Annotated in this window: 19 protein-coding genes and 1 pseudogene; 7 read left to right on the forward strand and 13 right to left on the reverse strand. The window is 54.9% G+C overall.

Annotated elements, in window-relative coordinates; all coding sequences use genetic code 11:
* The first annotated feature begins 4 nt into the window (after positions 1–4).
* The 3 genes and pseudogenes from hglS to ACSQ3H_RS00680 form a co-directional block, all read left to right on the forward strand.
* Positions 5–1,411 (forward strand): 2-oxoadipate dioxygenase/decarboxylase HglS, encoded by a 1,407-nt coding sequence (gene hglS, locus ACSQ3H_RS00670; protein WP_436115252.1) that lies wholly within the window; start codon positions 5–7, stop codon positions 1,409–1,411.
* Between the two features lie 81 nt (positions 1,412–1,492).
* Positions 1,493–3,004, forward strand: a complete 1,512-nt coding sequence (gene amaB, locus ACSQ3H_RS00675; protein WP_436115253.1) for an L-piperidine-6-carboxylate dehydrogenase — start codon at positions 1,493–1,495, stop codon at positions 3,002–3,004.
* A 393-nt stretch (positions 3,005–3,397) separates the two neighbouring features.
* Positions 3,398–3,724: pseudogene (locus tag ACSQ3H_RS00680) on the forward strand (EAL domain-containing protein); the annotation flags it as partial.
* Here ACSQ3H_RS00680 and ACSQ3H_RS00685 read toward each other — a convergent pair.
* From ACSQ3H_RS00685 to ACSQ3H_RS00705, 5 genes are all read right to left on the reverse strand, one after another.
* Positions 3,687–4,367 carry a superoxide dismutase gene (locus ACSQ3H_RS00685; RefSeq protein ID WP_436115254.1) on the reverse strand — a complete coding sequence of 227 codons (681 nt, stop codon included), beginning with the start codon at positions 4,365–4,367 and terminating at the stop codon, positions 3,687–3,689. The pseudogene ACSQ3H_RS00680 and the gene ACSQ3H_RS00685 overlap by 38 nt on opposite strands.
* 328 nt (positions 4,368–4,695) lie before the next feature.
* On the reverse strand, positions 4,696–5,448 hold the full coding sequence (locus ACSQ3H_RS00690) for a hypothetical protein (RefSeq protein ID WP_436115255.1): 753 nt from the start codon (positions 5,446–5,448) through the stop codon (positions 4,696–4,698).
* Between the two features lie 69 nt (positions 5,449–5,517).
* Positions 5,518–6,066, reverse strand: coding sequence for an SRPBCC family protein (locus ACSQ3H_RS00695; protein WP_436115256.1), 549 nt, complete (start codon positions 6,064–6,066; stop codon positions 5,518–5,520).
* On the reverse strand, positions 6,063–6,446 hold the full coding sequence (locus ACSQ3H_RS00700; protein ID WP_436115257.1) for an ArsR/SmtB family transcription factor: 384 nt from the start codon (positions 6,444–6,446) through the stop codon (positions 6,063–6,065). The genes ACSQ3H_RS00695 and ACSQ3H_RS00700 overlap by 4 nt, the downstream gene beginning before the upstream one ends.
* A gap of 322 nt (positions 6,447–6,768) precedes the next feature.
* Positions 6,769–7,659 (reverse strand): LysR family transcriptional regulator, encoded by an 891-nt coding sequence (locus tag ACSQ3H_RS00705; RefSeq protein ID WP_436115258.1) that lies wholly within the window; start codon positions 7,657–7,659, stop codon positions 6,769–6,771.
* Positions 7,660–7,798: 139 nt separating this feature from the next.
* On the opposite strand from ACSQ3H_RS00705, the gene ACSQ3H_RS00710 reads away from it, so the two are divergent.
* Positions 7,799–9,259: an MFS transporter gene (locus tag ACSQ3H_RS00710; protein WP_436115259.1), complete on the forward strand. Its 1,461-nt coding sequence runs from the start codon at positions 7,799–7,801 to the stop codon at positions 9,257–9,259.
* 521 nt (positions 9,260–9,780) lie between these two features.
* Here ACSQ3H_RS00710 and ACSQ3H_RS00715 read toward each other — a convergent pair.
* Positions 9,781–10,158, reverse strand: a complete 378-nt coding sequence (locus ACSQ3H_RS00715) for a hypothetical protein (RefSeq protein WP_436115260.1) — start codon at positions 10,156–10,158, stop codon at positions 9,781–9,783.
* Positions 10,159–10,256: 98 nt separating this feature from the next.
* Between ACSQ3H_RS00715 and ACSQ3H_RS00720 the strand changes: the two genes are divergently transcribed.
* From ACSQ3H_RS00720 to ACSQ3H_RS00730, 3 genes are read left to right on the forward strand one after another with little or no spacing between them, the layout of a single operon-like run.
* Complete coding sequence (locus ACSQ3H_RS00720; RefSeq protein WP_436115261.1) at positions 10,257–11,819, forward strand: recombinase family protein; 1,563 nt, start codon at positions 10,257–10,259, stop codon at positions 11,817–11,819.
* A complete protein-coding gene (locus ACSQ3H_RS00725) occupies positions 11,812–12,726 on the forward strand; it encodes a plasmid partitioning protein RepB C-terminal domain-containing protein (protein ID WP_436115262.1) in 915 nt (304 codons plus the stop codon). Before ACSQ3H_RS00720 ends, ACSQ3H_RS00725 begins: the two co-directional genes overlap by 8 nt.
* The gene (locus ACSQ3H_RS00730) at positions 12,723–13,661 is read left to right on the forward strand and encodes a plasmid partitioning protein RepB C-terminal domain-containing protein (protein ID WP_436115263.1); all 939 of its coding nucleotides are present in this window, start codon (positions 12,723–12,725) and stop codon (positions 13,659–13,661) included. The genes ACSQ3H_RS00725 and ACSQ3H_RS00730 overlap by 4 nt, the downstream gene beginning before the upstream one ends.
* A gap of 168 nt (positions 13,662–13,829) precedes the next feature.
* Here the strand turns inward: ACSQ3H_RS00730 and ACSQ3H_RS00735 are convergent, their stop codons facing one another.
* The 7 genes from ACSQ3H_RS00735 to ACSQ3H_RS00765 form a co-directional block, all read right to left on the reverse strand.
* Positions 13,830–14,624, reverse strand: a complete 795-nt coding sequence (locus ACSQ3H_RS00735; protein ID WP_436115264.1) for an ABC transporter permease — start codon at positions 14,622–14,624, stop codon at positions 13,830–13,832.
* A gap of 5 nt (positions 14,625–14,629) precedes the next feature.
* A complete protein-coding gene (locus tag ACSQ3H_RS00740; protein ID WP_436115265.1) occupies positions 14,630–15,511 on the reverse strand; it encodes an ABC transporter permease in 882 nt (293 codons plus the stop codon).
* Positions 15,508–16,620 (reverse strand): ABC transporter ATP-binding protein, encoded by a 1,113-nt coding sequence (locus tag ACSQ3H_RS00745; RefSeq protein WP_436115266.1) that lies wholly within the window; start codon positions 16,618–16,620, stop codon positions 15,508–15,510. Before ACSQ3H_RS00745 ends, ACSQ3H_RS00740 begins: the two co-directional genes overlap by 4 nt.
* Positions 16,621–16,653: 33 nt before the next feature.
* Positions 16,654–17,694 carry an ABC transporter substrate-binding protein gene (locus ACSQ3H_RS00750; RefSeq protein ID WP_436115267.1) on the reverse strand — a complete coding sequence of 347 codons (1,041 nt, stop codon included), beginning with the start codon at positions 17,692–17,694 and terminating at the stop codon, positions 16,654–16,656.
* Between the two features lie 34 nt (positions 17,695–17,728).
* Positions 17,729–18,400 carry an RraA family protein gene (locus tag ACSQ3H_RS00755; RefSeq protein WP_436115268.1) on the reverse strand — a complete coding sequence of 224 codons (672 nt, stop codon included), beginning with the start codon at positions 18,398–18,400 and terminating at the stop codon, positions 17,729–17,731.
* 11 nt (positions 18,401–18,411) lie between these two features.
* Entirely contained in the window at positions 18,412–19,215 is an 804-nt protein-coding gene (locus ACSQ3H_RS00760) for a carbon-nitrogen hydrolase family protein (protein WP_436115269.1), read from the reverse strand.
* Positions 19,216–19,348: 133 nt separating this feature from the next.
* Complete coding sequence (locus tag ACSQ3H_RS00765) at positions 19,349–20,239, reverse strand: LysR family transcriptional regulator (protein ID WP_436115270.1); 891 nt, start codon at positions 20,237–20,239, stop codon at positions 19,349–19,351.
* Between the last annotated feature and the right edge of the window lie 293 nt (positions 20,240–20,532).

A 20,532-nucleotide genomic window follows, 5' to 3' on the forward strand; every position in this document is an offset into this window, starting at 1 on the left:
CATTGTGAACTCAACCATTTTTGTTTCGACGGATGCCATTCGAGCGTCTTTCTCATCAGCCATGTCCTCCATGTACCGGACAGAAGTCCCTGCCTATGGAACGCTCCTGTCGCTGGTCTCCAAGGTAAACGCCCAGACCCTTGCCGCATCACCAGAGTTAAGACATCGGCTGGAACAAACCGACACACTCGACCGCATTTCGGAAGAGCGACATGGCGCTATCCGCGTCGGCACAGCCGCAGAACTCGCCATGCTGCGGCGAGTTTTCGCCATCGTGGGCATGCATCCGGTCGGCTACTATGATCTAAGTGAAGCGGGCGTCCCGGTACATTCGACAGCCTTCCGGCCAGTGGGCGACGCTGCGTTGAAGATCAATCCATTTCGCGTTTTTACCTCATTGCTGCGGCTCGATCTCGTTGCCGATCCGGAGCTTCGCAACGAAGCCCGGAATATCCTCGAAACACGGCAGATCTTCACCACAAAGGCGATTTCTCTTATCGAGAAAGCCGAGACCGAGGGTGGCCTAAACGCGGAAGATGCGGCGCTTTTCGTACAGGAAATCCTCGAGACCTTCCGTTGGCACGACCATGCGAGCGTCAGCATCGAGCTCTATAGCCGTCTGCACGATGCACACCGGTTGATCGCTGATGTCGTATCGTTCAAAGGGCCGCACATCAATCATTTGACACCGCGCACGCTCGACATCGATGCCGTCCAGGAATTGATGCCAGCGCATGGCATCTCGCCAAAGGCCGTCATCGAAGGTCCTCCGACCCGGGCTTGCCCCATCCTCCTGCGTCAAACCTCGTTCAAGGCGCTCGAGGAAAATGTGTCGTTCCGCAACGCTCTGGGGGAATGGGAGGCCGGTTCACATACGGCCCGCTTCGGTGAGATCGAGCAGCGTGGCATTGCGCTGACACCCAAAGGACGTGCGCTCTACGACCAGCTCTTGGCCGAATCTCGCAAGACAGTTCGCCCTGCCGCCGATGGCTCGAACGCAGAAGCTTACATTGCTGCACTTACTGACGCGTTCATGGCCTTTCCTGATGATTGGAATAGCATACGCAGGCAAGGCCTCGGGTATTTCCGCTATTCGGTCGTGGACTGCCTTCCGCAGAACACGCTGTCCGCTCGCGAGGCTTCAAACATCGAAACTCTTTTGGCTATGGGTGCCGTGCAATTCGATCCTATCGTTTACGAGGACTTTCTGCCCGTGAGCGCAGCTGGAATTTTCCAATCAAACCTGGGCGATGACACCAGCCAGAAATTTGCAGCAAGCCCCAGCCAACGGGAATTTGAAGACTGCCTCGGCGCACCTGTTCTCGACGAATTCGCGCATTACGTCAGCCTTGAAAGGGCATCCATCGATGCGTGCCTGAGGCACTTCAAACCCATCGCACTCGCAAGCTGACGCTCGGTGTATCAAAAATTCGAGCCGGCTGATAAAAACCGCTCCAAGCCAATTGGCAAAAAGACAATAAAGGAAAGCAAGATGACCATTGCTCAAGAAGTGAAAACACTCCTTTCCAAGCTCGGCGTGGCCGAGTCTGCCTATACAGGCGGCAAGATGCCCTCGTTCAGTCCGGTCAGCGGAGAGAAAATCGCCGACATCGTGATCCATTCCGCTGACGATACGGCAAGGGCTATCGAGCAAGCCGATGCGGCATTCCGCGAATGGCGTCTGGTTCCTGCCCCAAAGCGCGGCGAACTTGTGCGTCTGTTCGGCGAGGAGCTGCGGGCGCTGAAGAGCGAACTCGGCCGCCTCGTCTCGATCGAAGCCGGCAAGATCCCGTCTGAAGGTCTCGGTGAAGTGCAGGAAATGATCGACATTTGCGATTTCGCTGTCGGTCTGTCGCGCCAGCTCTACGGCCTGACTATTGCAACCGAACGTCCCGGTCACCGCATGATGGAAACGTGGCATCCGCTTGGTGTCGTCGGCGTGATCTCCGCCTTTAATTTCCCAGTTGCTGTCTGGTCGTGGAACACCGCGCTCGCACTCGTCTGCGGTAATGCCGTCGTCTGGAAGCCTTCGGAAAAAACACCACTGACTGCGCTGGCCTGCCTTGCCATCTTTGACCGCGCCGCCAAGCGTTTTGGCGATGTGCCCGCAGGTCTTGCCCAGGTGCTGATGGGCGATCGCACCGTCGGCGAGGCGCTCGTTGATCATCCAAAGGTTGCGCTTGTATCGGCAACCGGATCGACCCGCATGGGCCGCGAAGTCGGACCGCGTTTGGCCAAGCGTTTCGCCCGCTCGATCCTTGAACTTGGCGGTAACAATGCCGGCATCGTCTGCCCTTCGGCCGATCTCGACATGGCACTGCGTGCCATCGCCTTCGGCGCGATGGGAACCGCCGGTCAGCGTTGCACCAGCCTTCGCCGTCTTTTCGTGCATGAAAGCGTGTATGACACTCTCGTGCCCCGCCTCAAGAAAGCCTATGAGAGCGTTTCCGTCGGCAGCCCCTTGGAGACATCTGCGCTTGTCGGTCCGCTCATCGACAAGGCTGCCTACGACAATATGCAAAAGGCACTGCGGGAAGCAGCCGATCATGGCGGCAAGGTAACGGGCGGCGCTCGTATCGATACCGGTTACGACAATGCCTATTATGTTCGCCCTGCCCTGGTGGAAATGCCGAAGCAGGACGGTCCGGTAACCGAAGAAACCTTCGCTCCCATCCTCTATGTTATGAAATATAGCGATTTCGATAAGGCGATCGCCGATCATAACGCGGTTGGTGCAGGTCTTTCGTCGTCGATCTTCACGCTCAATCTGCAGGAAGCAGAGCGCTTTCTCAGCCCTGACGGGTCGGACTGCGGTATCGCCAATGTCAATATCGGTACATCCGGCGCTGAAATCGGCGGGGCCTTTGGTGGTGAGAAGGAGACCGGTGGCGGACGCGAGTCCGGCTCGGATGCATGGAAGGCCTATATGCGCCGCGCCACAAATACGGTGAACTATTCGTCAGCCCTGCCTCTGGCACAGGGCGTGTCCTTCGACATCGAATAGTAGCTGGATTTCCGTAATGCTGTTCCCGGTCACAAGCATCGGGGACAGCGTTCTTTCCGCGTTGAAACAACGATATTCAATCGCACACACATTTGTCCCATAACGCGTATATTTGTACTAATTTTCCGGCCTCTATCTCTATAATTTCTTCTTTATTTACTTCTTTTTAGTTCGGTTCCTCCCCCGCTATCCCGGATAGCATTTCTTAAGTCGGCCTTAACGGATCGAGAAATAGCCTCTCCATATAAAACGGGGGCGACAGAGAAACAGAATGCTGACCGTATATAATTGTATCGTCAATGAGCATGACTTCAGACTTGTTCTCCTTGCAGCAGCGGTTTGTGCATTTGCTTCATTTTCTGCAGTCAATCTCCTTCGTCACGCACGCCGCGCCACGCATTCCCCTTCGACATGATCAAGATCGATCGATCTTTCATAAAGTCGGTCGACAAGAACGAGCAGGGCGCAGCGATCGTCAAGGCTGTGCCCTGGCTGGGACGCGGCCTTGGATTGCCGGTTCTTGCGGAGGGCATCGAGACACCGGACGAACTCGAATTTCTGGCCGGCGAATTGTGCACGGCCGGGCAAGGTTTCTATCTCGGATACCCGGGCCCGATCGAAAACTTTTGGCACCTGATCAGTGATCAAGCCCAAGCCGGAGACAAGACCGAAACTGTTGCCGTCATGCCTGAAACTGGTCGCCGACAAATTCCCAGTTAACAAGTTTGCCCAAAACTGCCGCCACATGTTCCGGGCGGCGGTTCTCATAGTCAAGATAATAGGCATGCTCCCAGACATCGACACCGAGCAGCGCTTTCTTGCCCTCCGCGAGCGGGTCACCGGCATCCTGCATGCCGACGATTGAGAGCTTGTCGCCATCCTTGACGAGCCATACCCACCCCGTCCCGAACACATTGTCCCCCTCAGCGGTCATTTTTTTCTTTAGTTCGTCAAACCCGCCAAAGCTGCTCTCGACGGCTTGCAGGAACGCGCCCTTGGGTGCTGCTGGCCCGCCTTTGAACTGCTGCCAATAGAGATCGTGGTTCCACGCCTGTGCTGCATTGTTGAAGATCGCGGTGTCGCCATCCTTTTTGGCGCGCACAACCACATCTTCGAGTGAGAGGTCAGCATAGGGCGTCTTTTCAACCAAGGTGTTGAGCTTCTTGAAATAGCCGGCGTGGTGTTTTCCATAATGGAGCCCAACGGTTCTCGCTGAAATTACCGGGGCAAGCGCATCTTCCGCGTATGGCAGTTCGGGCTGTTTGAACGGCGCGGCCGCGCGAGCCCTGATGGCTGGCGCAAAGAGTGTGGTCGCAGCGGCGGCTCCGGAAAGCGCCAGCACATGGCGTCGGTTCATTCGCATGTTATTCTCCTTGGCTGGTCTACGGGCGCGACGATATTAGATATGCCACAAATGGCCTTGAGCGCTTTAAACATGTTCGTGATGGCGGAACGTTAAACGACCTTGACGGTGCATGGTTCCTCGGCGACGCAAGCTTTCTTCCTCAACCGAATTTCTCCATTGGAGCGGCGAGGATTTTTGCGACACCGAGGTAGCGGCGTTCAAAACGCGCCGAAATTGCGACTAAAATATTAAAGGATAGTCGGCTTGGACGCGTTGCTGGTTCCGGTCTTGTGGTGGTCATCGTTTCTCTCCTTCTAGGTCGCGCCGGCGCTCCGTGTAACGCACGTCAGTGCTCCGTATGCAGAAGACAAAGAACATCGCGATAGGTGCAAAGATCGTCGAGAAGAGTCTTCTCGTCAGCCATGATCTTGGCCTTCTCCGCTTCTCCGATAAGTTGGATCATATAGCTTTGCTCAGCGATTCCTTGTTTGTCTATGAAGGGATAAAGAAGACTGGAATGAATACTGAGATTTGGAACTGCACCAATGTCTTCGTTCGTGATGTTCGGAGCGTAGAACATCACATGTGGCATGGGCATGGTATGAACTTTCATGTCAGGGGGCCCCACGGTGCGCATGACCGGCGCGACCATATAAGACAAACCTGACTTGTCCGGAACTTTATAAGTCTGGTTGTTGTAACGATTTTCAATTTCAGCTTTCAATGCAGCAGGGTTCATTCCCTGAGCGCGAAGCGTGGCCGTGTCCATAATGACTTTCAAGTAAGTCCTTGTGCCCGCGGCGTCGTAGCAGAGAGGAATATAGATGTCGTTGCGAAAGTCGGCCAATTCCCAGACAGTGCGTTCTACGAGACAAGTCACACCACTTGCTCCCTGTCGGGAGAGTTGATAGCCCTTCCTAGCATCAAGAAGATAAACGGATGCCTGGTCCCGCAGCGCGGGAGGTAGAGCGCTCAGTGCAAACTGAGTTTCGAGTCTGGCTGGCATTTGCTCGATAGTTGTCTCAGTGGCCTGGCCTGGACGTGCCGAGATGCCAATGAGACTGATTGCGATGATTGGCAGGGCCAATGTGATTTTCATAGCTCTTATCCTCTTAGCGGCCGGGTGGTGACAGCACGCTCCGCCCGTTGGACCAGGCGGAGCCTGTACCTAGTGAATCCCGTCAGAGGCGGGTAGTCGCCGGTCGTATTCCTGCTTGAGGCGGCTCCAGCCGTCCCAGAATGGCTCCGGCTCCTGGCCTGTCGCGCGGGCCACAAGAGTGTCGAGGTGCATATGCCAGCCGCCTGCGACCTTCAGCAGGGTTTCGCGGTCGGGCAGGCGGCGATGGATGACGGTGAGCAGCACCTCGTTGCCCTTTGGGTCCAGCTCGAAGGACACGTCGCCGCTGCCTTCCCAGGTGAAGGAGAGCTTACGGGGCGGATCGAGCTCCGTGATCCGGCTCTGCATCCGCTGCTCCTCTGGAAAGCCGGCCGGCCGCTGAGCTGGGGGGGTGGAAAGTTCGTCGTTTCGCCAGACGAATTCGAAGGGCGCGCCGACCTTCATCTCCATTGGGCCTGCGGCTAGCCACCGACGGCGCAGTTCACGCTCCGTCAGATAGGCCCAGACGCGCTCAATGGGGCCGGGCAGAAGGCGCTGGATCTTCAACGTGGCATTCTCGGTCAGCACGCCATAGGCGTCCAAGGTCGCGAGTTCGGTCATTGGTCGTCTCCTTTGGGGTTGGGTGGTTGTTTGAGGGTTGGCGCTTTACGTGCGTCCTCCTCGCGGAGCAGGTGTTCGAGTGCATCCAGACGGTCGGTCCAGAAGCGCTCGTAGAAGCTCAGCCACTGGTGGGCGCTGGCGAGCGGTCCGGGGTCGAGGCGGCACAGATGGGTGCGCCCGCGCACCTCGCGACGAATCAGCCCGGCGCTTTCCAGCGCCTTGATGTGCTTTGAGGCGGCCGCGAGCGAGATAGCGAAGGGTTCCGCAAGCTGGCTTACCGTTCGCTCGCCACTGGCGAGTTCGCGAAGCATCCGCCGGCGCGTGGCATCGCCAAGGGCGTGAAATACGGAATTCATCTGAAGTAACTCTAATTCAACCATGTGGTTGAATATAAATGTGTGTTTTTAGAAAGTCAACCGATTGGTTGAATGATCGAATGGCCGTCGTGCCGCTGCCGCGTTCCGACTGTAGGCCAGATTCTTTGGCGCGAAAGGAGATGGGCGTGAACGCCGCGTAACAACCCAACGACGACACGTTGACTTTTGCGACGCATCAAAACTTAGGGATCTGCGACGCTTAGGGGCAACGAAAGCTCGCCCGTTGCCTTGCACCGTCTTGAGAAAAAGATTGCATTCGGCCTGTATTACCTGGTGCTCGATAACGGCCAACGGCAGCTCTACCGCGTGTCGATGAATCGGTGGGTTACTCCGCGCAAGCGTCCCGCACGCGCCCGCGCAGCCAGCGATGCGCTGGATCGGCATCCAGCCGCGGGTGCCAGAGCAGTGAAACCGTGATTTCCGACAGGGGAACCGGCAGAGGGAAACAGAACATTCCATCGCGCAGGTTTCCCGTATAGCGTTCGGGAACGCTGGCGATCAGGTCCGAGGCACGCGCCAGAGCCAGAGCTTCCGAAAAACCGGCAACGACCGTCACGATCTCCCGTTTCAGCCCTAACGGCTCGAGGGCATCATCGATCGGTCCCCTGTCGAGCCCGCGACGGGAGATGAGGATGTGCCGGCCGGCTGCATAACGGGCAGGCGTGATCGTGACCTCACATAACGGATGTCCCATCCGTACGACACCGACGAAACGATCACGAAACAGCGCTTGCGCGCGCACCTCAGGACCCGTCGTCTTGCCCACAACGCCGGTTTCCAGATCGACGGTCCCGTCGCGAAGGGATGCACTGTCTTTGTTCGTCTTCTGCACGAAGCGCAGCCGTACGCCCGGTGCTTGTTCGCCTACGCGCGCAATGAGATGCGGTCCGAAATTCTCAACAAAGCCATCCCTGTTTCTGAGCGTGAATGTTCGCACAAGCCGATTCAAGTCGAGCGTCTCAACAGGACGCAGAACGGCTTCGGCGTCCTGCACAAGCTGACCGACGCGCTCGCGAAGCTCAAGGGCCCGGGGTGTCGGAACAAGGCTGCGTCCGGCCCGGACCAGCAGTGGATCGCCGGTCGTCTCCCGCAACCGCGCCAGTGCGCGGCTCATCGCGGACGGGCTCAGCCGCAGCCTTTTGGCGGCGCGAGCCACGCTGCCTTCCGTCAGCAGCACATCAAGGGTGACAAGCAGATTGAGATCGGGATGTGACATATATCGATCGTAGCACTGTTTGATTGGAATGTGGCGTCAGACGCATGAATAAAGTGCAAATGGTGCGCCTTCCGCCATGTCAGGCAAGGGACTACGTTTCTAACAGCTCCGTTTCGGGAGTCGCCAGAAAGTGGAGTTCATGTTGAAGCCAATCATTGCAGGACGAGATGAGGCAGTAGCTGGACGTGCTGAACGGACACCTTCGGTCCAGTTGGCGCTTGCCGGCCTTTCGCTATCCATGTTGCTGTCCTCGCTCGGCACCAGCATCGCCAATGTTGGCCTGCCGACGTTGGCACAGGCGTTCAGCGCTTCCTTCCAGGAAGTCCAGTGGATCGTCCTTGCTTATCTCCTCGCCATCACCACCCTGATCGTCAGCGTCGGACGGCTCGGTGACATCACCGGTCGCCGGCGGCTGCTACTGGCCGGAATCTTCCTGTTCACGGTGGCCTCAGTCCTGTGCGGCGTCGCGCCCACGCTTTGGCTGCTGATTGCCGCCCGGGCAGCGCAGGGCCTCGGAGCGGCCATCATGATGGCTCTCACCATGGCATTTGTCGGTGAGACGATTCCGAAGGCAAAGACCGGTAGCGCCATGGGGCTGCTCGGAACGATGTCCGCGATTGGCACCGCTCTCGGGCCATCGCTCGGCGGCGTTCTGATCGCTGGGTTTAGTTGGCGGGCAATCTTTCTCGTCAACGTCCCGCTCGGTCTCCTGACGTTCCTTCTCGCCTATCGTTATCTGCCCGGCGACGCCCAAGGGCCGAAGACTGAGCGAGTGGGTTTCGACAATGTGGGCACGCTGCTGCTTGCTCTGACGCTTGGCGCCTATGCACTTGCCATGACGATCGGGCGCGGCAGTTTCGGTCCGCTTAACGTGGCTCTGCTGTTGGCCGCTGTCTTCGGAGTCGGCCTCTTCGTGCTCGCTGAAGCGAGAGTGGCATCGCCATTGATCCAATTGGCGACGTTCCGCGATCCAGTGCTGAGTGCGAGCCTCGCCATGAACGCGCTTGTCTCGACGGTGATGATGGCGACGCTGGTGGTCGGACCGTTTTACCTCTCTCGTGCGCTCGGGCTCGACGAGGCTCTTGTTGGAATCGTTATGTCCATTGGCCCAATCATCTCCGCACTGAGCGGTGTCCTGGCTGGTCGTGTTGTCGACCGTTTGGGCGCGCCATTCATGGTCATCGTTGGACTCATTGCAATGGCGGCCGGTTCATTTGCTCTAACCGTGCTTCCGGCGCTGTTCGGCATTGCGGGCTACATTGCTGCCATCGCCGTCTTGACTCCCGGTTATCAGTTGTTCCAGGCAGCCAACAACACTGCCGTGATGATGGATGTCCACCCAGACCAGCGGGGCGTAATTTCCGGCATGCTCAGTCTGTCGCGCAATCTCGGGCTCATCACCGGCGCTTCCGTCATGGGTGCTGTGTTCGCGTTCGCCTCAATGACGACCGACATCACAACGGCGCATCCCGAGGCCGTCGCCACCGGTATGCAGATCGCGTTTGCAGTCGCGGCGATCCTGATCGTCGTCGCGCTCGCTATCGCTGTTGGAAGCCGTGCTACCGCAACACACCCCCCGCTCCCTGGAGACGTGTCATGACGCGGGCACGGCACCTTGATCCCAATACAATCCGGGAAGCTTTCGGCGTGAAGCCGATGAAGTCGGGCACGTGGTCATCAGCAATCGCACTCCCCCGATCATCACACCATACTTGCGCACAAGCAAAATTCGCCATTGAAGCCGCGGGCTGCATCGGTTAGAAACGCTTCGCGCATGCAGGTCACCGCACCTTCAATGCACCCGTAGCTCAGCTGGATAGAGTGCTGCCCTCCGAAGCTGCGTAACACGTTGAAAACGCCCGGCTTTTTCCCTTTATTTCCTTGTCGTTGTGATCGCTGGCTAGCGAAATCTAGATGAAGACGGCACGTTTGCGCCACTCACCGGCGGGATTTGTCTTTAAAAAAACCAATCTTTCTCATCCGACTATCGCCAAGATCGTTGAGTAACATTCTCTCCTGAAAACAGGATTGGCAGCGTCGAAAATTGCTCCTCGTTCATTCACTCGAAAAGCAAAGTCGAGCGATATTTTATACCGGTTCACCCTTCTGAAAATCGCCTTATTAATCAGACTTTCGAGCAGTGAACCGGACAAGGTGCAAGGCCGATACCAGCCGCTCTTCCAAGTCTTGTAGCCTAACTCCAATTAGAAGCTGCTCTCGTCCGGCCAACAATATTAGGACTTCCATGACCTCATCACAGTGATGGGCCAAGGACACTAAATGTTCACCGCTCGGGCCGTATTTCCCTTTGAACCAATTTTTCACGGTCCGCTCGTTTGCACCCGTCCATTTTGCTGCCGTTTTGATAGCTGGATGAGAATCCCCAATTGAACGCCGTAGCGCGAGTGAAATCACCATAGCAAAACTCAGATCATCCATATGGATGCCATCACCACCTGAGCCGAATGGAAGGAACTTACCCTTCTTAGGAAACGACATTCCGTTCTCCGCTTCGTAATGTTGAACGTCACTCGTCATTAAAGGATGGAAAATGTCTGCCTCGAATTCTACGATCTCAGCAGTTTCTAGGTGATCACTTGGATCGCACAATTTCATCACCTGACGATGACATTGCAGCCGCTCCTGCTGTGGCCTATGTCCGCATGTCCACTGACCATCAAAAATACTCAACAGACAACCAGCTAGCTGCAATTCGGAAATATTCCGACGAGCGGGGCTTCGAAATCATAAAGGTTTATACGGACTCAGGGCGCAGCGGTTTAAGGCTTGATGGCCGCGACGCACTGATAAGCCTAATGAGTGATGTCAAATCTGGACAAACGAAATTTACGGCAATTCTTGTCTACGATATCAGCAGGTGGGGAAGATTCCAGGATGCTGATGAAAGCGCCTATTATGAACACTTGTGCTCACGCGCCGGCATTAGAGTCCACTACTGCGCTGAACAATTCGAGAATGACGGTAGTATCGGTTCAAATCTTTTAAAAACTGTCAAAAGAGTCATGGCCGGTGAATATAGCCGCGAACTGTCGGTCAAGGTTTTTGCTGGTCAGTGCCGTCTGATCGAACTGGGGTATCGTCAGGGCGGTGCTCCCGGGTTCGGATTGCGACGCTTACTGATCGATGAACACGGCAATTCAAAAGGGGAACTGCTGAGCGGCCAACGAAAAAGTTTTCAGACGGACCGAGTAATTCTAGTGCCAGGTCCGATTGAAGAACTCGACGTAGTGCGGCGAATTTATCGCCTTTTTGTTGAGTGCAGCAAGTCCGAACAAGAAATCGCGAATACTCTTAACACGGAAGGCGTGTGCTCCGACTTGGGCCGCCCTTGGGCGCGCTCGACCATCCACCAGATTCTGACCAACGAAAAATATATTGGAAACAACGTATATAATCGAATCTCTTACAAGCTTAAAAAGCAGAGGATACGGAATAGCCCGGAAATGTGGGTCCGAGCTGAGGGCGCGTTTACCCCGATCGTTAACACCGCGTTGTTCGAACGCGCCCAATCCATCATCGAAGCTCGATCTCGACATCTAAGCGATATTGAGTTGCTCTCGAAACTACGAGAGTTGCTAGAAAGTCAGGGAAGCCTTTCCGGCATAATTATTGATGATTTGGAGTCAATGCCATCGAGCAATGTTTACCGACATCGCTTCGGTAGCCTGGTCAATGCCTATACACTGATCGGGTATAATCCGGAGCGGGATTATCGTTACATCAAGGTCAACAGAGAACTTCGTCGTCGCCATCCAAAACTGATCAGCAATCTTATCGATGAGCTTGAGGCGGTGGGAGCTGCAGTTCACCACGATGAGACAACCGATCTGCTCCAAATTAACAGCGCGTTCTTCGTCTCCGTGGTGCTGTCGCGATGCTTTTCAACACAATCCGGGGCGCTGCGTTGGAAAGTGCGGCTCGACACTGGTCTCCTCCCGGACATTACCATCGTTGTTCGTATGGATGAAACTAACGAACGCGCTCTCGATTATTATCTACTTCCCGCCATCGACATCGAACTCCCCCGACTTCGTTTTGCAGAACGAAATGCGTTTTCATTGGACGCGTATCGATTTGATTCCCTCGATTTCTTTTTTCAAATTGCCCAATCAGCAACGTGGAGGATATCTCATGAATGATAAAGCGACCGTTGGTTCTTGGAGATATATTGATAACATCCCCATCGAACAAATTAGAATTCTAAACCCTAGAGTGCGCGATAAACGCAAGTTTCAGCAGATTGTAGAGAATATATCAAAGGTCGGATTGAAACGCCCGATAACTGTTGCCACAGCAATTCTAAATCAAAACGACACCTGTTACGACCTTGTCTGCGGGCAGGGAAGGCTAGAGGCTTACAAGGAACTGGGCCAAACGCACATCCCGGCTCTGGTAGTAGAAGCGAATCTCCACGATTGCTTAGTCATGAGCTTAGTGGAAAACTGCGCCCGGCGTCACCATAGAGCAGTCGACTTGCTGCAGGACGTCACTGCCTTAAGCCAAATTGGATACAGCGATCGCGAAATCGCTGAAAAGATCGGTGTCACTCCGGAATATATAAACATGATTACTGCTCTCCTGGGAAAAGGAGAAGAGCGCTTACTAACAGCTGTAGAGGCTGGAATATTACCATTAACTTTGGCAGTCGAAATCGCCAGGGCGGATGAGGAAGGAGCACAGACTGCACTTATCGATGCGTATACCCAGAAGAAGATCAAAGGTAAAAAGCTAGTTGCTTTGAGACGGCTGCTGCAAACGCGCAATCGTAAAGGTGGGCATTTACCAGACCACCAGTTCGGTCGCACCGACTATCAGCAGCGTCCTTTAACAAGCGAGGCAATGGTGCGAGCTTATCAGCAAGAGGCTGACAAGCAAAAGGTGCTCATTAAGAAGGCGGAAGTTACGCAAGGAAAGTTATTATTTGTTGTGGAGGCCCTTCGGATATTATTGGCCGATGAACCGTTCGTCGCGTTGTTAAAAGCGGAAGGGTTGGACGCAATTCCATCGCAATTAAAACAGAGGCTCATTGGGGAACAGCGGCCATGAGCAGTGACAAAAAAACACCGCCCGACCGGACAATTCGCCAAGGTTTTGAAAATGACTGCGTGCTCGTCCTCTTGTCCAAATTGTTACCGCGCAAAGGCCTTCCGAAAGCCGTGAAGGCGAGCAAAAAATATCGCCAAATCGCTACATCTATTGCAGAGATCGGACTTGTTGAACCGCCCGTTATCGCTCGCGATCCCGAGAATCCTGCTCAGTTTTTCATCCTAGATGGGCATCTACGAATTGAGGTCTTAAAGGAGTTGGGGAACTTAGACGTGGAATGTCTTATTTCTACAGACGACGAAGCTGTTACCTATAACAAGCACATCAGCCGATTAGCTTCCGTTCAGGAACATGCCATGATTGTCAGCGCGCTCAAGCACGGAGTGCCTGAAGAGAGGATCGCAAAAGTATTTACCGTCAATATTGCAACGATAAAACGCCGCGCTCGCTTACTTAAGGGCGTATGTGTTGAGGCAACCGAGCTCCTAAAAGATAAGAACTGCCCTATGGCAGTCTTCGAAACGCTGAAAAAGATGCAACCGTTTCGTCAAATTGAAGCTGCGGAGCTCATGATAAACGCCAATAACTACTCCACTGGATATGCGAAAGCGATTCTAGTGGGCACGCCCCGCACTCAATTAGCCGATCCAAACAGACCCAAGAATATTCGGGGCATTACCGCTGAAGCCATTGCACGGATGGAGAAGGAACTCTCTCGGCTTCAACAAGCTATGAGTTCCATACAAGATTCCTATGGTAAAGATCACTTGGAATTGACCGTTGTTAGAGGTTACCTTAAGCGGATTCTAGGGAATGCGCGCGTTATTAGCTACCTAGCGACAAATAGTCCTGAGTATCTGCCGGAATTTCAGAGTATAATTGATATTACTACTACTGCGGTGGCGGCTGAAAAAAATACGTTCTCCACCGTCTAATCTGTGGCAAACGATTAGCAGCGTTCCCAGGTTCGACGATCATGAATTCTTTCAATCCAACGCGCGATCGCGTATCGCTGGTGGATAGCGACTTCAGCCGGTTCGCGTTCACTGTGATCTTTTCCAGTCAACGCGCACCGGAGGAACCTTGCGTGAGAAACCCACTAACTATTTCATAAAGGCTTTCGTCAGACCCATTGTCCGGTCCACGATCATAACCACTGCCAGCGTCATCAGGATCAGAAGAACCGAAACACTTGCTACTAGCGGATCAGCCTGGCTCTCGACATGATGGAACAGTTCAACTGGCAGCGTGGTCATTCTCGGGCCTGTCAAGAACAGCGTGATGACCACTTCATCAAATGAAACGAGGAAACAGAGCGCGGTCGCGGCGACTATACCCGGCGCCATCATCGGCAAGGTAACCTTTCTGAAAACGGCTAGAGGTTTGGCTCCGAGTGACGAAGCCGCCTCTTCGCATGAAAGGTTGAGATTGCCGAGCGATACGGACAGCACCCGCAACGCATAGGGAAGAGTGATCACCAGATGGCCGATGACAAGGCCTGTGAAAGTCGCCAGGAGACCCATCGAAGCGAAAATTATCAGTATGGCCAGCCCGAGAACGATCGTCGGCAACAGCAATGGCGCGGTGAACAGGTTGAACAGGAATTCCGATCCCGTGACCTTCAACCGGACGATCGCATAGGAAGCAGGAATCGCGATAATCAACGAGAGGATGGTAACGACGACCGCAAGTCCAAGACTGGTCAGGAACGCCGACATCATGACGGTGTTTCCAAGGAGGGCTTCATACCACCGCAATGACCACGAGCTTGGCGGAAAGGCCAGAACCTGATCGCCGCTGAAGGAAATCGGAAATACGAGCAGGACCGGCGCGAGCAGAAAAAGGAACAGGATGGTCACGGTCACACGCATAAACCAGGAGGTGGGATTTTCTTCCATTACCGTTATCCTTCGATCATGCGCAGGATGCGCGAATAAACAGCCAACGCCGCTCCGAAAATGATGAGCACCAGCATCGACAGCGTCGCAGCCAGCGGCCAGTTCAACGTTACGATTGCCTGATCGTAAATTTCCGTCGCCAGCAAAAACACCCGTCCGCCACCCATAAGCTTCGGCGTAATGAAGGAGGAAATGGCAAGGACAAAGCAAAGAAGGCAGCCAAGGGCGATACCTGGCAGAGTGAGAGGCAGGATAACGCGCCAGAACGTCCTGAAAGGTGTCGCGCCAAGTGTTCGGGCCGCCTCCTCTACCTTGGGGTCGAGCCGACCGAATCCGGCCATTAGCGACAAGATCATATAGGGCATGAGGATCTCGGTCAGTCCAATGACGACGCCGGTGGTATTGAACATCATCCGTGGCGGCCGAAAACCCATCGCTGCAATCACATTGGCAACCGGGCCCTGTTCGGCAAGGAGCGCGATCCAGCCATAGGTCCGCACCACCGCAGAAGTCAGAAGCGGCGAAATGACGAGCACCGTCAAGAATGTTCGCCAAGCACCGGACGCGCGATGAAGATATAGGGCAATGGGATAGCTCACCAACAGGGTTGCGAGGGTAATTCCCAAACTGACCATGATCGAATTCGTGATCAGCTCGATATAGAAGCTATCCTGAATCAATCCAGTCCAGTTGGCGGCAGTGAACGCCTCGGCAATCCCGCCGCCAGGCAGGGCCTCGTTAAAGGACATTCTAGCCAGATTGAGAACGGGAAGAATAAATCCGATGGCGTTGACCAGGGCGATCGGTAACAGCAAAGCAACCGCGATGCCGACAGTGTTGGACGATTTCTGTGCGACGACAGGCAGATCGAAGTTTGCCGTCGTCATTGATCCGCTCCAAAGACAAGCGTGTCCTCGACATTCCAGGACAGCATGGCCTTGTCACCCAGGCGATGGTCAACTTGGGACTTTTTCGTCGACTCTTCGACAACGAATTCGGAACCGTCGACGTCAAAATGATACTGGATGACGTCGCCGACAAAGGTAATACGCGAAAGCACAGCGGCCGTTCGGTTTGCCGTTTCATCTTGTTCCGATGACGTTGCGTTCCAATCGATATGAAGGCGGTGTGGCCGCACCATCACCACAACATCGTCCTGCGTCGCCGGTTTTGTCGACCGAATGACCGTTGAACCAATTCGTATAAAACCGTCTGCCGTGCGCTTGCCTTTGACGCGGTTGGTGCGACCGACAAAGGAAGCTACGAAGGGCGTCGCCGGCCGCTCGTAGATTTCGTGCGGCGTTCCGATCTGTTCGATGAGCCCGCCCTTCATGACGACGACACGATCGCACATGCTCAAGGCTTCCACCTGATCATGCGTGACAAAGACCGTCGTGATGCCAAGCTGCTGCTGTATGTCCCGGATCTGAGCCCGCATCTCATCGCGCAGTTTTGCATCGAGATTCGAAAGTGGTTCATCGAGCAGGAGTATCGAGGGTTCGATAACAAGAGCACGAGCCAAAGCAACACGCTGTTGCTGGCCGCCTGAGAGTTCCCGCGGCTTTCGCTCGGCAAGATGTTCGAGCTGGACCATGGCAAGCGCCTTGGCGACTTTCTTCGTAATTTCGGCGCGAGATAGGCCCCGCATTTCCAGACCGAACGCCACATTCTTCGCCACGGCCATATGCGGGAACAGCGCATAGCTTTGAAAGACCAGACCCATATCTCGGCCATGAGGGGCGATGTTGGTCACGTCGCGTCCCCCGACGGCGATCTTTCCGGCGGAAGGTGAGATCAGACCTGCGATCATGCGCAGGGTCGTCGTCTTGCCGCATCCTGAAGGGCCGAGCAGCGCAATCAGTTCGCCCTTCCGGACCTCGAGATTCAGATTTGAAATGACTTCGACAAGACCATATTTCTTGTTGATACCTTCCAGGCATAGATACGGGTCGCCAATGGTTTCAACGCCATCGCGTTTGATGGTCTGGTGCATCATGGTAGCCTCCAAATTTTCACTGGTGCTAGAAGTTTAGCGGCTGAGCGGGATGATACGACGACGCCATTGCTCGGTTATGCCATCACGGACTTTCGCTACCGCCAACCAGTCGATATCGATCATCTTACCCATATCGTCTGCCACCGTGCGTTTCAGAGCGTCCTCTGCAACGACCGTCTTTGAGTTCGTCGGGGCGTAGAACATTTCCGACGTAAATGCCGCCTGTGCTTCAGGACTGAGCGCGTAGTCGACGAATTTTTTCGCAGCGTCACCGGCCGGAGCATTTTTCACGAGATTGATCATATTGATCTGAAACCCGCTTCCCTCCTGAGGCAGCGCAACGCCGAGCTTCCCGCCCGACGTCCCGGAATAGATCTGCGCGCGCGCATTCCAGCCGATACCGAGAGCTGCCTGGCCATTGGCTATAGGCGCATAGACATCCGGCTTGGGCTCCCAGGTCTGCACACCGGGAGCTAATTCACCGATTTTGGCAATGCCTGCCGAAACGTCGGTTTTGTAGTCGGTCCCTCCGGCAAGCTTGTTGGATATGATCGTAAGTGTCGTTCCCTGGATGTCTGGGGCCGAGGGGATGATCAGCTTGCCTTCATATTGCTTGTCCCAAAGCGCGTTCCAAGACTTGGGCACCTCCTTCACCTGATCCGTATTGTAGATTAGGACCAGATTGTCGAAGGTAACGCCGACTCCGGCCACACCCTCAACACGTGCATTTGGGTAGAGATCCTTGACGTTTGCGGAAACACTTTCATCGACCTTGTCGAATAGGCCCTCATCCGTGCCTGCCTTTGCCACGCTTACATCAAGGATGGCCACATCGATCTGCGGACTGCTCTTCTGGGCGCGTAACGTTCCGAGCATCTGCGCTGAATTCGGCATGCCGTAGAACTGCACGGTAATATCGGGATACTTTTTCATGAACGGCTCGATAACGGCCTTCGTGTAGTGGTCCTGAAAGATCCCGCTATAGGCCGTCAGTGTCACGGTCTCTGCCGAGGCGCTGGAGACCGCAGCGATTGTGAGCGCTGAAACAGCAATTGAAAGTTTTGCAAACATCATCTCGTTCCCTGTTTTATGAGTTGATTGTTATCGATCAAGCGACCTGACGCTTTTGACCCTCCACAATTTTCGTTGCTCCCGAAATGTCGGGAAGGAATTCGCCATTGCGCAAGCGTTCGAGCAATACGATTTCGTTTTCCTGCATGCCGAGCGCCTTCTCAGTGGCAGCCCGCGCCTGGGATGGTGCTAGGATCACAACGCCACTTTCATCGGCAATGATCGCATCGCCCGGCTTGATAACTTGACCGCCGACCGTAACCGGAACGTTAATCGCTCCTTCCAGGCCTAGAATTTTGGTCGTTATCGGTGACGGTCCACGACACCACATTGGCATTTCCACCTTGCGTATCTCGGAAAAATCCGTGGCCGGACCATCGATTACCGCGCCGACAACGCCGGCCAGTTTCATCGCATGTGTGACAACGCCGCCCCAGCAGGCATGGCGATCATCACCACACCGTTCGATTGCAACGAAATCGCCAGGACGGACAATCTTGGTCAGGTAGTGCAGGATAGTCGAATCCGCATGCGGAATCCGGATGGTGACAGCGGTTCCGGCAACACGTTTTTCCGGCAGAACCGCGCGAATCTCTCGATCGACGAACCCCGAATGCAGGAAGTGTCCAATCGTTGCTGTCTCGACCCGTTCCATGAGCTTGATCAAATCAGCATCGATCTGGCGCGGCATTTCATTGACTTCAAACATGGTCTGACCTCTCAAAGAACGTGGTGGCGAGCAACGGGAACATCGCCGCGCACCTTTGTGACGTGGCCGAGGTCCAGTTTGGAACTGGTTGTTCCAACACCATCTGAGCATTGCGCCACGACATGGCCCCACGGGTCGATGACCATGGAGTGGCCCCAGCACCATTTGCGCCCCGCGGCATGGGAGAGTGTCTGCCCAACCGCCAGGAAATAGGTCTGCGTTTCGATTGCGCGGGCACGGGCAAGCACCTCCCAATGGTCCTTGCCGGTCATCAGCGTGAAGGCTGCGGGAAGAACGATGACTTCGGCGCCCTCATCGCGCAGTTTGCGGAACAGTTCAGGAAAGCGCACATCATAGCAAATGGCGCAACCGACCTTTGTGTCGCCCACTTGGTAGGTGACGACCTCTTCGCCGCGGCTGATCGTATCTGACTCACGGTAGACCGTGCCGCCTGGCGTATCCACATCGAACAAGTGAATCTTGCGGTATTTTGCCAGTTCCTTACCGTCAGGGCCAAAGACGATCGTCGTGTTGTAATATTTGTTGCCATCCTGTTCGACGATGCTGCCAGCATGAATCGTCACACTGTGCTTTGCTGCCAGGCCCGACATCAGTCGGTAGCCGTCGCCATCCGGAAACGTCTCACCATTGGCATAGATATTGTCCCGGCCTTCACCAAGGAAAGCGTAATATTCGGGCAACACGATGAGATCAGGTGCCTCATTCTCAACGGCTTCGTTGATCAAACGTGCGGCTGTTTCAAGATTTGCAGCCTTACTGTCTTGCGAGTTCATTTGCACTAGACTGACTTTCACGCTCATTCCTCCATTTTCAATGAATGGATCGTGCGCAAAATATTGTGGTGAGACAAACTCGAAATAATTGAGCAGTCCTATAGAATTTTCTTATGCGTTCGTCGCTTGCCGCTTGTGTCGCGCCTGTATGCGCTTAAGCGTCCGCCATGCAGAGCGATACTTCAGCTGCCATCTGGGCAATGATCGACGGCAGAAGACTGTCCGGGTGATCGGCATAGACCGCATGGAAGGTAAGCGGATGAAATGCCGGTGTAACGTCAAGAATCTCCAATGCACCTGCGTCAACATATTCACCCAGGATGACACGCGGCAGAGGCGCGACGCCAAGACCATCTTTGGCAAGGCGCATGATGGTGGCAAGCGAGTTGGAATTCGAGATCGCCGGCGCCTCAAGCCCAGCTTCGCGAAACTGCTGCAACAGCCCATGATGAGGAACGCTTCCTTTTGAAAAGGCCAGCAATGGGTAGCTTGCAAGGTCCGCAAGTGTCAGTTTTTTGCCCGCCAAGCCGTATTTCGGGCTTGCCACCCACACGCAACCATACGTCCCAAGATCGATGTTGACCAATCCATGATCCAGCGCTGGGCCCATGATCAACGCTAGGTCGATTTTCCGTTCAATGATTTCCCGCGCCATGTTGAGGCTGGTGTCGACGTTGAGATCAATGGTGATCCCCGGATAGCGCTCTTGGACACGCTCGACGAGGCGGGGCAGAAACGAGTGGACGATGGAGTCGATCGTGCCGATGCTGACTGACCCTTTTAAGCTGGTCGGATCGGCAATCGCTTCGCGAAATTCGCCAACGGCCTTCACAATTTCTTCCGCTTTGGATACTGCCTGCTGCCCGACCGGTGTTAGTTTTACAGTGCGCATATCGCGATCAAACAACTGAACACCAAGCTCGCGCTCGAGTGTAGCGATGCGGTTGGAAATCGAAGCCTGAGTTGTGTTCAATTTCTCCGCGGCGGCACTAAAACTGCCGAGGCGGACGATCCAGAGAAATGTTTCGACGAAGCGCAGGTTCATGTAGCTCGACCCTTTCCGGAGTGATCTTCCCGCAAACGAAGCCTGATGCCAATGCCCGGGCTATTACGAATTGGCACGACGCAAAAAGCTAGCGCCGCTCCTCGTCGTGGATCGCGTGGAGGACCTGCTGCGGGCGTGACGCCATGCCGCCTCCTATTGCATGTTAATGGGTGTTCATAGGGGCGCTGGCTGGGCCAGGCGAGATCTTTATCCCAGGTTGAGCTCAGATCGTCCATGGCCACAAAGTTTAATTGATTTCTCAAGCTGTTCTTATGGTTCGCCTTCTATCCTTG

The organism is Phyllobacterium sp. LjRoot231, assembly GCF_964253365.1.
Classification (GTDB): Bacteria; Pseudomonadota; Alphaproteobacteria; order Rhizobiales; family Rhizobiaceae; genus Phyllobacterium.

What these genes read in the sequence shown, in the direction of transcription:
- amaB (WP_436115253.1), top strand. Translation starts at nt 1,493, where the DNA reads ATGACCATTGCTCAAGAAGTGAAAACACTCCTTTCCAAGCTCGGCGTG.
- ACSQ3H_RS00685 (WP_436115254.1), bottom strand. Translation starts at nt 4,367, where the DNA reads ATGCGAATGAACCGACGCCATGTGCTGGCGCTTTCCGGAGCCGCCGCT.
- ACSQ3H_RS00690 (WP_436115255.1), bottom strand. Translation starts at nt 5,448, where the DNA reads ATGAAAATCACATTGGCCCTGCCAATCATCGCAATCAGTCTCATTGGC.
- ACSQ3H_RS00695 (WP_436115256.1), bottom strand. Translation starts at nt 6,066, where the DNA reads ATGACCGAACTCGCGACCTTGGACGCCTATGGCGTGCTGACCGAGAAT.
- ACSQ3H_RS00700 (WP_436115257.1), bottom strand. Translation starts at nt 6,446, where the DNA reads ATGGTTGAATTAGAGTTACTTCAGATGAATTCCGTATTTCACGCCCTT.
- ACSQ3H_RS00705 (WP_436115258.1), bottom strand. Translation starts at nt 7,659, where the DNA reads ATGTCACATCCCGATCTCAATCTGCTTGTCACCCTTGATGTGCTGCTG.
- ACSQ3H_RS00710 (WP_436115259.1), top strand. Translation starts at nt 7,799, where the DNA reads ATGTTGAAGCCAATCATTGCAGGACGAGATGAGGCAGTAGCTGGACGT.
- ACSQ3H_RS00715 (WP_436115260.1), bottom strand. Translation starts at nt 10,158, where the DNA reads ATGTCGTTTCCTAAGAAGGGTAAGTTCCTTCCATTCGGCTCAGGTGGT.
- ACSQ3H_RS00725 (WP_436115262.1), top strand. Translation starts at nt 11,812, where the DNA reads ATGAATGATAAAGCGACCGTTGGTTCTTGGAGATATATTGATAACATC.
- ACSQ3H_RS00730 (WP_436115263.1), top strand. Translation starts at nt 12,723, where the DNA reads ATGAGCAGTGACAAAAAAACACCGCCCGACCGGACAATTCGCCAAGGT.
- ACSQ3H_RS00735 (WP_436115264.1), bottom strand. Translation starts at nt 14,624, where the DNA reads ATGGAAGAAAATCCCACCTCCTGGTTTATGCGTGTGACCGTGACCATC.
- ACSQ3H_RS00740 (WP_436115265.1), bottom strand. Translation starts at nt 15,511, where the DNA reads ATGACGACGGCAAACTTCGATCTGCCTGTCGTCGCACAGAAATCGTCC.
- ACSQ3H_RS00745 (WP_436115266.1), bottom strand. Translation starts at nt 16,620, where the DNA reads ATGATGCACCAGACCATCAAACGCGATGGCGTTGAAACCATTGGCGAC.
- ACSQ3H_RS00750 (WP_436115267.1), bottom strand. Translation starts at nt 17,694, where the DNA reads ATGATGTTTGCAAAACTTTCAATTGCTGTTTCAGCGCTCACAATCGCT.
- ACSQ3H_RS00755 (WP_436115268.1), bottom strand. Translation starts at nt 18,400, where the DNA reads ATGTTTGAAGTCAATGAAATGCCGCGCCAGATCGATGCTGATTTGATC.
- ACSQ3H_RS00765 (WP_436115270.1), bottom strand. Translation starts at nt 20,239, where the DNA reads ATGAACCTGCGCTTCGTCGAAACATTTCTCTGGATCGTCCGCCTCGGC.